Source organism: Pseudomonas sp. GM41(2012) (assembly GCF_000282315.2).
GTDB lineage: Bacteria > Pseudomonadota > Gammaproteobacteria > Pseudomonadales > Pseudomonadaceae > Aquipseudomonas.
In genome coordinates, this window is the sequence record NZ_AKJN02000006.1 from 689,629 (window position 1) to 701,143 (window position 11,515).

General features: G+C 58.5%; 7 protein-coding genes and 1 pseudogene. 7 read left to right on the plus strand and 1 reads right to left on the minus strand.

The features are described 5' to 3' along the window. Positions 1-27 precede the first annotated feature (27 nt). The 3 genes and pseudogenes from PMI27_RS30255 to PMI27_RS22505 all read left to right on the plus strand — a co-directional run. Positions 28-285: pseudogene (locus tag PMI27_RS30255) on the plus strand (autotransporter domain-containing protein); the annotation flags it as partial. Positions 286-328: 43 nt separating this feature from the next. Further along, a complete protein-coding gene (locus PMI27_RS22510; protein WP_008156333.1) occupies positions 329-2,017 on the plus strand; it encodes a polyurethane esterase in 1,689 nt (562 codons plus the stop codon). 95 nt (positions 2,018-2,112) lie between these two features. Then, positions 2,113-3,966 (plus strand): polyurethane esterase, encoded by a 1,854-nt coding sequence (locus PMI27_RS22505; protein ID WP_008156331.1) that lies wholly within the window; start codon positions 2,113-2,115, stop codon positions 3,964-3,966. A gap of 122 nt (positions 3,967-4,088) precedes the next feature. Here PMI27_RS22505 and PMI27_RS22500 read toward each other — a convergent pair whose 3' ends face one another. Further along, the gene (locus PMI27_RS22500; RefSeq protein WP_008156328.1) at positions 4,089-4,313 is read right to left on the minus strand and encodes a YgdI/YgdR family lipoprotein; all 225 of its coding nucleotides are present in this window, start codon (positions 4,311-4,313) and stop codon (positions 4,089-4,091) included. A 208-nt stretch (positions 4,314-4,521) separates the two neighbouring features. On the opposite strand from PMI27_RS22500, the gene PMI27_RS22495 reads away from it, so the two are divergent. The 4 genes from PMI27_RS22495 to PMI27_RS22480 all read left to right on the plus strand — a co-directional run bounded on the left by PMI27_RS22495 (position 4,522) and on the right by PMI27_RS22480 (position 11,511). After that, positions 4,522-6,189, plus strand: a complete 1,668-nt coding sequence (locus PMI27_RS22495; protein WP_008156326.1) for a VRR-NUC domain-containing protein — start codon at positions 4,522-4,524, stop codon at positions 6,187-6,189. After that, positions 6,186-8,465 carry an ATP-dependent DNA helicase gene (locus PMI27_RS22490; protein WP_008156323.1) on the plus strand — a complete coding sequence of 760 codons (2,280 nt, stop codon included), beginning with the start codon at positions 6,186-6,188 and terminating at the stop codon, positions 8,463-8,465. The genes PMI27_RS22495 and PMI27_RS22490 overlap by 4 nt, the downstream gene beginning before the upstream one ends. A gap of 128 nt (positions 8,466-8,593) precedes the next feature. Continuing rightward, complete coding sequence (locus PMI27_RS22485) at positions 8,594-9,502, plus strand: zeta toxin family protein (RefSeq protein WP_008156321.1); 909 nt, start codon at positions 8,594-8,596, stop codon at positions 9,500-9,502. Positions 9,503-9,588: 86 nt separating this feature from the next. Next, positions 9,589-11,511, plus strand: coding sequence for a hybrid sensor histidine kinase/response regulator (locus tag PMI27_RS22480; RefSeq protein WP_008156319.1), 1,923 nt, complete (start codon positions 9,589-9,591; stop codon positions 11,509-11,511). The last annotated feature ends 4 nt before the right edge of the window (positions 11,512-11,515 follow it).

The following is an 11,515-nucleotide window of genomic DNA, read 5'->3' on the forward strand; positions in this document are numbered from 1 at the left end:
ATTAGCGCCCGGCTCGGCCCAAGCGCTTTATCAGGAGGCTGGCAGCACAACCTGAGCGGTACCGATTCCGAAGAGCACCTGGCGTTTGCCGGCGGCAGCACAGCGTTTTCCGTGGAGAGTTCGCCAATGGTGCGTGATGCGGCGCTGGTGGGCGCCCATGCCAGCCTGGCCCTGAGCCGGGACATCCGCTTGGACCTCGATTACACGGGCCAACTGGCCAGCCGCGAGAAGAGCCATGGCGTAGGGCTGAGCCCTGTAGGAGCCAAGACCACGGTGTGGGTCTGACGCTCGACTGGCAGTTCTGATTTAACGCAAAGGAAGCAAACCTATGGGACTGTTTGATTACAAAAATGCTGACGGCAAGGCGTTGTACTCCGATGCCATCGCGCTGACGCTGTATGCGTACACGCCAACCGGTCAGCCGCTGCCGGCGACGGGTTGGGCGCCGATTGGCGCTACGCAGCTGGGTTATCAAGGCAAGGTCGGCGCTCAAGGCACCTTCTATGGCGAAAAGGACGGCTTCACCAGCGCCGAAGCCGAAGTGCTCGGCAAGTACGACGTGGCGGGCAAGCTGATCAGTATCGGCATTGCCTTTCGTGGCACCGGCGGCCTGGGTTATAGCGACACCTTCGGCGACATGAAAAACAACCTGCTGGCCGCCGTCGGCCCGGTGGATTACGCGACGAACTACGCGAAGAATGCCTTCGACAACTTGCTCACGGACGTTGCCGCGTTTGCGATTTCCCATGGTCTGAACGCCAAGGACGTCATGGTCAGCGGCCATAGCCTGGGCGGGCTGGGCGTCAACAGCCTCGCCGAACTGAGTGGCAACAACTGGGGCGGTTTCTTCAAGGAGGCCAACTACGTTGCCTTCGCCTCGCCGACCCAGAGCGCTACCGGTAACAACGTGCTGAACATCGGCTATGAGAACGATCCGGTGTTTCGGGTACTTGACGGCACCACGTTCAGCAGCGGTTCCCTGGGCAAGCACGACGGACATCAGGACTCGGCGACTAACAACATCGTCCACTTCAATGACCAGTACGCTTCCACCGCGCAGAACCTGGTGCCGTTCAGCATCCTCAACCCGTTGAACTGGTCGGCTCACGGCTCGCTGGGTTATGCCGACGGGTTGAACCGGGTAATCGACTCGCGTTTCTACGACCTCACCGACAAGGACTCGACGCTGATCGTGTCCAACCTGGCGCAAGCGTCCCGGGGCAAGACCTGGGTCGAGGACCTCGGTCGCAGCGGCGAACCTCACTCCGGCAGCACCTTCATCATCGGCACCGACAGCAACGACTTGCTCAAGGGCGGTGCCGGCAATGACTTCATCGAAGGTCGCGACGGCAATGACCGCTTCCGCGATGACGGTGGCTACAACCTCCTGCTGGGCGGCAAGGGCAGCAACACCTTCGAACTGCAGAAACCGTTGCAAAACTTCAGCTTCGCCAACGATGGCGACGGCACGCTGTACGTGCGTGATGCCTATGGCGGCATCAGCATGACCCGCGACATCGGCGCGCTGGTCAGTAAAGAGTCGGGTTCATGGTGGGGGAGCAAGGAGGTGGCTTACAGCGTCACCGCCAACGGTTTGCTCAACGGCAGTGAGCTGACCCAGTACAACCACTCGCTTAACGGTGATGCCTACGGCAACACGCTGGCGGCCAGTGTCGACGGCGACTGGCTGTTCGGCAATGCCGGCGACGACCTGCTGCGTAGCGACAAAAGCCACGTGACCTTCGTCGGTGGCGCGGGCAATGACGTGATGCAGGCCTCGGGTGGCAACAACACGTTCCTGTTCAGCGGCGCCTTCGGTTTCGACGCGATTAATGGCTACCAGGGCAGCGACAAACTGCTGTTCGTGGGCGTTCAGGGCGCGGGGCAGGGTTATGACTACAAACAACACGCTTCGCAGTCGGGCCATGACACGGTGCTGAAGATTGGCGACTTTGCCGTGACCCTGGTGGGGGTGGGACTGGATAACCTGTCGGCTTCAGGCATTACATTTGCCTGAGGCTGCATGCACTAAATGCTCCGGGGCGCCTCGTGAGTGAGGCGTCCTGGTTGTGAGCTATCTCTAACAATTCCAACAAAAGAGAGGCAATACCAATGGGTGTGTACGACTACAAAAACTTCGGTACAGCCGATTCCAAAGCGTTATTTACCGACGCGATGGCAATCACGCTGTATTCCTACCACAACCTGGATAACGGCTTTGCCACTGGCTATCAGCACAACGGCTTCGGCCTTGGCTTGCCGGCGACACTGGTGACCGCACTGATCGGCGGCACCGACTCCCAAGGCGTCATTCCCGGAATCCCCTGGAACCCCGATTCGGAAAAAGCCGCACTGGACGTGGTGCAGAAAGCCGGCTGGACGCCGATCACCGCCACGCAACTGGGCTATGACGGCAAGGTTGATGCACGCGGAACGTTCTTCGGCGAAAAGGCCGGGTACACCAGCGCTCAGGTGGAAATCCTCGGCAAGTACGACGCGCAAGGTCATCTGAGCGAAATCGGTATCGCCTTTCGCGGCACCAGCGGCCCACGAGAAATCCAGATCGGCGACTCCATCGGCGATGTGATCAATGATCTGCTGGCGGCGTTGGGGCCAAAGGATTATGCGAAAAACTACGTCGGCGAAGCCTTCGGTAATCTGCTCGGCGACGTGGCGGCCTTTGCCCGGGCCAATGGCCTGTCGGGCAAGGACGTGCTGGTCAGCGGTCACAGCCTCGGCGGGCTGGCGGTCAACAGCCTGGCGGATTTGAGCAACGACAAGTGGGCCGGGTTCTACCAGGATTCCAACTACATCGCCTACGCCTCGCCGACCCAAAGCAGCACCGACAAAGTGCTGAACGTCGGTTACGAAAACGACCCGGTGTACCGCGCCCTCGACGGTTCATCCTTTAACCTGTCATCGGTGGGCGTGCACGATGCCGCCAAGGTCTCGGCGACCGATAACATCGTCAGCTTCAATGACCACTACGCTTCGACAGCGTGGAATGTGCTGCCGTTTTCCATCCTCAACATCCCGACCTGGATCTCGCACTTGCCCACCGCCTATGGCGACGGCATGAACCGGGTGATCGAGTCGAAGTTCTACGACCTCACCAGCAAAGACTCGACGATTATCGTTGCCAATCTGTCGGACCCGGCGCGTGCCAACACGTGGGTTCAGGATCTCAATCGCAACGCAGAAACCCACAAGGGCAGCACCTTCATCATCGGCAGTGACGGCAACGATCTGATCCAGGGTGGCCGGGGCAACGACTATCTGGAAGGCCGCGATGGCAACGATACTTTCCGCGACGGTGGTGGCTACAACATCCTGTTGGGCGGCAAGGGCAACAACGTGCTGGACGTGCAGCAGTCGGTCAAAAACTTCGACTTCGCCAACGACGGCGCCGGCAACCTGTACATCCGCGACGCCAATGGCGGCATCAGCATGACCCGCGACATCGGCAGCATTGTGACCCAGGAACCGGGGTTTCTGTGGGGGCTGTTCAAGGATGACGTGATCCGCAGCGTCACTGCCGACGGCCTTAAGGCAGGCACCAACCTGACTCAGTACGCGTCAACGGTGAAGGGCGGGGCCGGCGCCGATACGCTCACGGCTCATGCCGGTGGTGATTGGTTGTTCGGGCTGGATGGCAATGATCATTTGCTCGGCGGCAATGGTAACGATGTGTTTGTCGGCGGGGCGGGCAATGATGTGTTGGAGTCGGGAGGCGGGATCGATACGTTCCTGTTTAGCGGCGCGTTTGGTCAGGACCGGGTGGTTGGCTACCAGGCCAGCGACAAACTGGTGTTTCTCGGGGTTCAGGGGGTGACGCCGAACGACGACTATCGGGCGCATGCCACGGCGGTGGGGCACGACACGGTGCTGACGTTTGGGGGGGATTCAGTGACGTTGGTTGGGGTTGGGCTGGATAGCTTGTCCGGCTCAGGGGTGGTTATCGCCTGATGGTGATTTGCTGCCTGTAAGGGCCCCATCGCGAGCAGGCTCACTCCCACATTAGAACTCGGTCTAATGTGGGAGTGAGCCGGCTCCGGGCGGCGTTCCGACGATGAACGATAACGCGGTATTCAGTCTTCCTGCCGAATCGTGCTCACTTCATCGGCCCTGACCTTCACTTTCGCCCCGGAAATGTCTTCGAACTCGAAGAAGCCGTCCTTGGTCTTGGTTTTCGGCATGTCCTTGGTCAAATACTGGGTGCCGTTCTGCAGCGTCACAACCGTTGGCGTCGAGCAACCGGCCAGGGCCAGAAAGGCCGCTACCGCCAGGGGCAAGCCCAGAGTCTTGATATTCATAACCACCTCTCATCCTTCAAAAAAAACAGCGCGACTGCCACGAACGAAATCAGACTTCGCTGTACCTCTATCGCGGTTAGGTGCGATGGAGCGGCAGAAAGTTCATAGACACCGGAAAAATTACCGAATCAGGCCGCCGCTTATCCTTTTCCGTTTGCCCGGGCAGGGCGTAGCTGGTATCTGTACGCATAACCAGTACTCGCTCGCCATGGCCTTTTTTCCTGTGACTGCAAATCCGCTCGACGATCCGTTCTATTACTTGAACAACTTCATGCAAGTGCTTGATTGGCTTGAGCTTCGCTATGCCGATGTGCTGAGTGTCGAAGAGCAACACTTCACCCGCGAGTTCAAGCGGTTGCCCCGTGAGTCTAAGGCGTTGCTGGTCCGGATGGTGATGCGCAAGGGGATTCATTTCCGGGCGAGCAAGCTGCATTACCTCGAGATCGGCGACATCGGCATTGCCGCCGGCCCGCTGCTGGCGCTGGGCTGGATCGATGAGCAATCGCCGCTGTCGATCGAAGCGCTGTTCGAGGTACTGCTCAAGGCGGAAATTCTCCAGTGTTTTGGCCCCACCATCGATCAACCCAAGGGAAAAAAGACCGATTGGCTGCCCGCACTGAGCGAACGGTTTCCCCAGACTCACAGCTTCGGCCAGTGGTGCCCGGCGCTGGATGATCGATTGTTCAGCCTGACCATCATGGGCCTGTGTGATCGGCTGCGCTTGATGTTTTTTGGCAATCTTTACCAGGACTGGTCCGAGTTCGTGCTGGCTGACCTGGGCATCTTTACCTATGAAAAAGTCGAGTTCTGCGCCGACTCCCGAGGCCTGCGCAGCCGTGACGACGTGGACGCCTGCCTCTTCCTTCATGAATGTCAGCAACATTTCGAGGCCGGTGAAGCCGTGGAAGGCATTGTCGAGCAGATCAAAGGGCTGGCGCTGAGCAATCCCTGGCTGCAAAGACGTCGCGAAAAACTGTTGTTCCAGATCGGTCAGCACTGCGAGCGTGTGGCGGATTTCTCTACCGCACTGGCGATCTACCGCGAGTGTGCCTATCCCGGCGCGCGCCTGCGGTTGATTCGCGTGTTGGAGCGCTGCGGTGAATACCAGCTGGCCATGGACCTAGCCACCGCGGTGGAGCAATCGCCGGAAAGTGCCGCCGAGCAGCAACAATTGCTGCGTGTGCTGCCCAGGCTGCGGCGCAAGCTGGGCGGGCCGGTGATAAAGCGCTCGTCCCCACGAGAGATGCTGCGCCTGGACCTGCAACTGCCCAGAACCGACCCGGCATTGTCGGTGGAGTCTTACGTTCAGGCGCATTTGGCGGAAGATTCGGCACCGGTGCATTACGTCGAAAACAGCCTGATCAACTCGCTGTTCGGCCTGCTGTGCTGGCCGGCGATTTTCGCGCCGTTGCCGGGGGCGTTTTTCCACCCGTTCCAGCGTGGGCCGGTGGATCTGCTCAATGAGGATTTTCACGCACGCCGTGCGGAGCTGTTCCAAAGCTGCCTGGCTGAACTCGATGACGGGCGCTACCGTCAGACGATTCGCGAACGCTATGCCAGCAAGTGGGGCGTGCAGTCGCCCTTCGTGTTCTGGGGTGTGCTGAACGAAGCATTGCTCGATCAGGCACTCGATTGCCTGCCGGCCGAACACCTCAAGCACTGGTTCAATCGACTGCTGTCGGACATCAAGGCCAATCGCGCCGGCATGCCGGACCTGATCCAGTTTTGGCCGCAGGACAAAACCTACCGGATGATCGAAGTCAAAGGCCCCGGTGATCGCCTGCAAGACAATCAATTGCGCTGGCTCGAGTTCTGTCATGAGCACCAGATGCCGATTGCCGTCTGCTACGTGCAATGGGCGGAGCAGGGCGCTTGAGTTACAGCATCGCGGTGCGGGCGCTGTGTGAGTTCACCGCCAAGGTCGGTGACCTCGACCTGCGTTTTACGCCTTCGCCGACGGCGCTGGAAGGGATTGTCGGGCACCGTACGGTGGCGTCCCGGCGCAGCGAGGGCTACCAGAGTGAAGTCGCGCTTGAAGGCCTGTATCAAACGTTGAAGGTAAAGGGCCGGGCCGACGGCTACGACCCCGCGCAAAATTGCCTGGAAGAAGTCAAAACCTATCGCGGCGACTTGAGCAAGCAACCGGCCAACCACCGTCAGCTGCACTGGGCGCAGGCGAAGATTTACGGCTGGTTGATGTGCCAGAAACTGCAGCTGACGCAGATCAATCTGGCCCTGGTGTACTTCAACATCGTCAATGAAAAGGAAACCTGCCTGGTCGAGTCTTTCAGCGCCGCGCAACTGCAGCTGTTCTTCGAACAACATTGCGCCTTGTTCCTGCACTGGGCCGAGCAGGAAATGGCTCATCGCGAAGGGCGTAATCGGGCGGCGCAACAACTGGCGTTTCCCCATGCCGACTTTCGTCCCGGGCAACGCCATCTGGCGGAATCGGTGTTCAAGGCGGTCAGCACCGGTCGTTGCTTGATGGCGCAGGCGCCCACGGGGATCGGCAAGACCGTCGGCACGCTGTTCCCCATGCTCAAGGCCCTGGCACCGCAGCAACTGGACAAGGTGTTCTTCCTCACGGCGAAAACCCCGGGGCGCAAACTGGCGCTGGACGCCGCGCAAGTGATCCTCGACAGCGCCGACGCGCCACCCTTGCGGGTGCTCGAAATGATCGCCCGGGACAAGGCCTGCGAGCATCCGGACAAAGCCTGTCACGGCGAATCCTGCCCGTTGGCCCAGGGTTTCTATGATCGCTTGCCCGCCGCTCGCCAGGCGGCCAGCAAGTTGTCCCTGCTGAACCAGAACGCTTTGCGCAAGGTTGCCCTGCAACACGACGTCTGCCCCTACTACCTGAGCCAGGAAATGGCCCGTTGGGCAGACGTGGTAGTCGCCGATTACAACTACTATTTCGATTTCAGCGCGCTGCTGTTCGGGCTGGCCCAGGCCAATAACTGGAAAGTCGCAGTGCTGGTGGACGAAGCGCACAATCTGGTGGAGCGCGGCCGGCAGATGTACAGCGCCAGCCTCGACCAATCGACCCTCAACGCTGTACGAAAAACCGCTCCCGAGGCGTTGAAAAAATCCTTGCAGCGGGTCAACCGTGAATGGAATGCCCTGCATAACCTGCAACTCGGCGCCTATCAGGCCTATGACAAGGCGCCGGAAAAGCTGCTCCAGGCGTTGTCATCGTGCAGCGCGAGCATCGGCGATTACCTGAACGATCATCCGCAAGGCCTGGACGGGGCGTTACAGAACTTCTATTTCGACATGCTGCAATTTTGCCGGGTGGCCGAGCTCTTTGATGAACAGTTCCTGTTCGACATCAGCAAGCGCGACCTCGACCGTCAACGCAACCTGTCGCAGCTGTGCCTGCGCAACGTGGTGCCCGCCGGCTTCATCCGCCCGCGCTTGACGGCAGCACGCAGCACCGTGCTGTTTTCCGCGACCCTGAGCCCTCGCCACTACTATGCCGACCTGCTGGGTACGCCGGCGAACACGGTGTGGATAGACGTTGAATCGCCATTTCACGCCGATCAGCTGCAAGTGCACATCGTCAGCCAGATCTCCACGCGGTTCGTCCATCGCCAGTCATCCCTTGCGCCGATCGTCGAGCTGATTGCCCGGCAGTTCAGCCAGCGTCCCGGCAACTACCTGGCGTTTTTCAGCAGTTTTGATTACTTGCAGCAAGTGGCGCAGTTGCTGGCCCAGAGGCATCCCGACATCAATCTGTGGTCGCAGTCCCGGGGCATGGGGGAAGGGCAGCGACAGGATTTTCTCGATCAGTTCACCGCCGAAAGTCAGGGTGTCGGTTTTGCGGTGTTGGGCGGGGCTTTTGGCGAAGGCATCGACTTGCCCGGGGCGCGACTGATTGGAGCGTTTATCGCCACCCTCGGACTGGCGCAACTCAACCCGGTCAACGAGCAGTTGAAACAGCGCATGGCAGCCATTTTCGGCGCCGGTTATGACTACACCTACCTGTTTCCCGGTGTGCAGAAAGTGGTGCAGGCGGCGGGGAGGGTGATCCGCACCCAGCAGGACCAAGGGGTGGTGATGCTGATCGATGACCGGTTTGGCGACAGCAAGGTCAAACAGTTACTGCCGCGCTGGTGGTCGATTGCTCCGAGGATTTTGCACACTGTTGAGTAGGATTTTTTACTTTAAAAACATCGACATATCTTGAAAGACACGCCCATTTGAACAATCAGCGAATACTGTCTTTATTCAAAGAGCCAGTCATCACTTTCACGCTGAATCTTTGATAAGGAAATCAAGATATGTCAGTAGCACCGAAATACACGTACACCCCTGAGCAGGTCACCGCTGCATTCGATGAAATAAAAGCAACGCTGTTCAGCGGCATCACGGCCGAGGCAATCCCAAAAATTCTGGTCGTTGCCGGGCTGCAAGGGTCAGGTAAAACCTATCTGCTGGAAAAGACCCTGCTGCCTTCAAATCGCTACAACAACTATGTTCGCCTGTACCTGCCCGACTACCGCAAGAAACACCCTCAATACACAGAGATGATCAAACTTGGCGTCTTGCATGCGTATGAGCATACCGAGGCATTCGTCCGTGAAATCAGTAAGAAGATCTTTACGCAGGCCTTCACCGGCAAATTCAACATCATCATGGAGTGTGCGTTCGATAGCCTCGATTTCGCGGCCTTCCCGCAGTCGGCGACCGCCGCTGGCTATCAGTTCGAAACTCACATCGTGGGTTGCACTCAAGAGTTTGCTCATGTGTCGAGCATTAAACGAGCGTTCAAAAGCCTTGAAGCCCTGGAAATGGAACGGTTTCTCACGGTATCGACGCTGGATGCCAGCATGAGTTATGCGCCTGCGATCATCCTGGCCTTCGAGACGGCTGCAAAAGCGGTCAGCGGCTCGCAAGTCAATGTGTACGAACGCGGGTTCGGCCTGTTGAACGAGCGCACCTTGATTGCCCAGAGTACCTACTCAAAAGGTGTCGACGGTTCCGTCACCACCACGACAACCAAGGTAAATTTTGCATACAGCATCTATTCGAACATTATCGACAATTACGTCTTCGCGGCGAGCGATCGCGACGAAGTCGTCAAAGAGTGTCATCTGGCACTGCTCAAGACGACGACTCATGCTTCGCATGTTCCAAATTTCGTCTACAACGACCTGTACGCCTACATCGTAAAGCACGTGAATCGATAACGCGGGGCGACGAGTACCTTTTTTCCGACTTTTCAAATGCGTGGTTTGCCGCATACTCAAAAAAACGCTCATGCCACGAGGGATCAATGAACGAGGATCGGACCAAAGCCAACGCCATCGACGACAGTCGTTTTCGCCTGTTGATCGATGCTGTGATTGACTACGCGATCTACATGATTGATCCCGATGGCATCATCACCAGCTGGAACGCCGGCGCCAGGCGTTTCAAGGGGTATGAAGAGGCCGAGATTCTCGGTCAGCACTTTTCGCGGTTCTATACCGAAGAGGATCGCCGAGCCGGTTTGCCCCAACGGGCACTGGACACGGCGATCAGGGAGGGACGTTTCGAGGGCGAAGGCTGGCGGGTTCGCAAGGACGGCACGCATTTTTGGTGCCACGTGGTCATTGATCCGATTCTCGACCCGTCGGGCACATTGCTTGGGTTTGCCAAGATCACCCGGGACCTGACCGACCGCAAGATGGCTGAAGAGATCCTCAAGCAAAGCGAGCAGCAATTCCGCCTGCTGGTTCAAAGTGTCACTGATTACGCCATCTACATGCTCACGCCGGATGGCCGCATGACCAATTGGAATCTTGGGGCTCAGCGCATCAAGGGCTACTTGCCCGAAGAAGTCATTGGTCAGCATTTTTCGATGTTTTACACCCAGGAAGATCGCGAGGCCGGCGAACCACAACGGACTCTGGACATTGCGGTACGTGAGGGGCGATTCGAAAACAAAAGCTGGCGCGTGCGCAAGGACGGTACGCGATTCCTGGCGCATGTCGTGGTCGACCCGATTTGGGGCGACACCGGCACGTTACTCGGCTTTGCCAAGATCACCCGTGACATCACCGAAGTCACACAAGCCCAGCAGACCCTGGAGCAAACCCGCGAAGCGCTGTTTCAGGCGCAGAAGCTGCAGGTCATCGGTCAACTCAGTGGTGGCATTGCCCACGACTTCAACAACTTGCTGACCGTCATCCTTGGCAATCTGGAGATCATCGGCAAACGCGTCGGGGACGATTCGAGAATTACCCGATTGGTGGACAACGCTACCCAGGGTGCCCAACGTGGCGTAACCCTGACTCAGCGCATGCTGGCGTTTGCCAGACGCCAGGAGCTCAAGTCCGAACCTGTCGAGATCCCGACGCTGGTGCAAGGGATTATCGGGCTGTTGCGCAGCTCCCTTGGGCCCTCCGTGGTGCTCGAAACGCGCTTTTCGCAAGAACTTGAACCGGTCCTGGCCGACATCAATCAGCTCGAACTGGCGGTTCTGAACCTGGTGACCAACGCTCGAGATGCAATGCCCCATGGCGGAAAAATCGTGATCAGTGCCCAGACTGATGCTGTTCTGGACAAGGCGCAGCTTTCCCTGGCACCCGGTCGTTATGTCTGCCTGAGTGTCACCGACACCGGTGAGGGCATGGATGACGCGACGCTGGCATCGGCAACGGACCCTTTTTTCACCACAAAGGGCGTTGGTAAAGGCACTGGTCTGGGGTTGTCGATGGTTCATGGTTTTATTGAGCAATTGGGCGGCCGATTCGTTCTCAAGAGCCTGAAGGACAAAGGCACAACCGCCGAACTCTGGATACCCGTCGCCACCGCTGGTTCAGTCGCCAAACCAGTTGCCGAGGAGCAAGCCGCTCCGCCGGTGCCCCGACTGTGTGTGTTGGTGGTGGACGACGACAGCCTGGTATTGACCAGTACCTGCCTGTTGCTCGAGGACCTGGGACATCGAGTGATCAGTGCAGCGTCCGGCGCGCAGGCGCTGGCAATGTTCGACAGCGAACAGGCGATTGATCTGGTCATCACCGACATGGCCATGCCGCAGATGAATGGCGCGCAACTGGCGCAGGCTATCCGGATCATCAAGCCGAACCTGCCGATCATCCTTGCCACCGGTTACGCCGAGCGTCTGGAAGGTTTCGCGACCAGACTGCCGCGGCTGTCCAAACCCTTTACCCAACTTAATCTGGTGGAAATCATTGCCACGAGCATGAAGTGACAAC

Bases quoted from the DNA above. Each gene is read 5' to 3' on its own strand.
- PMI27_RS22510 (WP_008156333.1), top strand. From the start codon at position 329: ATGGGACTGTTTGATTACAAAAATGCTGACGGCAAGGCGTTGTACTCC.
- PMI27_RS22505 (WP_008156331.1), top strand. From the start codon at position 2,113: ATGGGTGTGTACGACTACAAAAACTTCGGTACAGCCGATTCCAAAGCG.
- PMI27_RS22500 (WP_008156328.1), bottom strand. From the start codon at position 4,313: ATGAATATCAAGACTCTGGGCTTGCCCCTGGCGGTAGCGGCCTTTCTG.
- PMI27_RS22495 (WP_008156326.1), top strand. From the start codon at position 4,522: ATGGCCTTTTTTCCTGTGACTGCAAATCCGCTCGACGATCCGTTCTAT.
- PMI27_RS22485 (WP_008156321.1), top strand. From the start codon at position 8,594: ATGTCAGTAGCACCGAAATACACGTACACCCCTGAGCAGGTCACCGCT.
- PMI27_RS22480 (WP_008156319.1), top strand. From the start codon at position 9,589: ATGAACGAGGATCGGACCAAAGCCAACGCCATCGACGACAGTCGTTTT.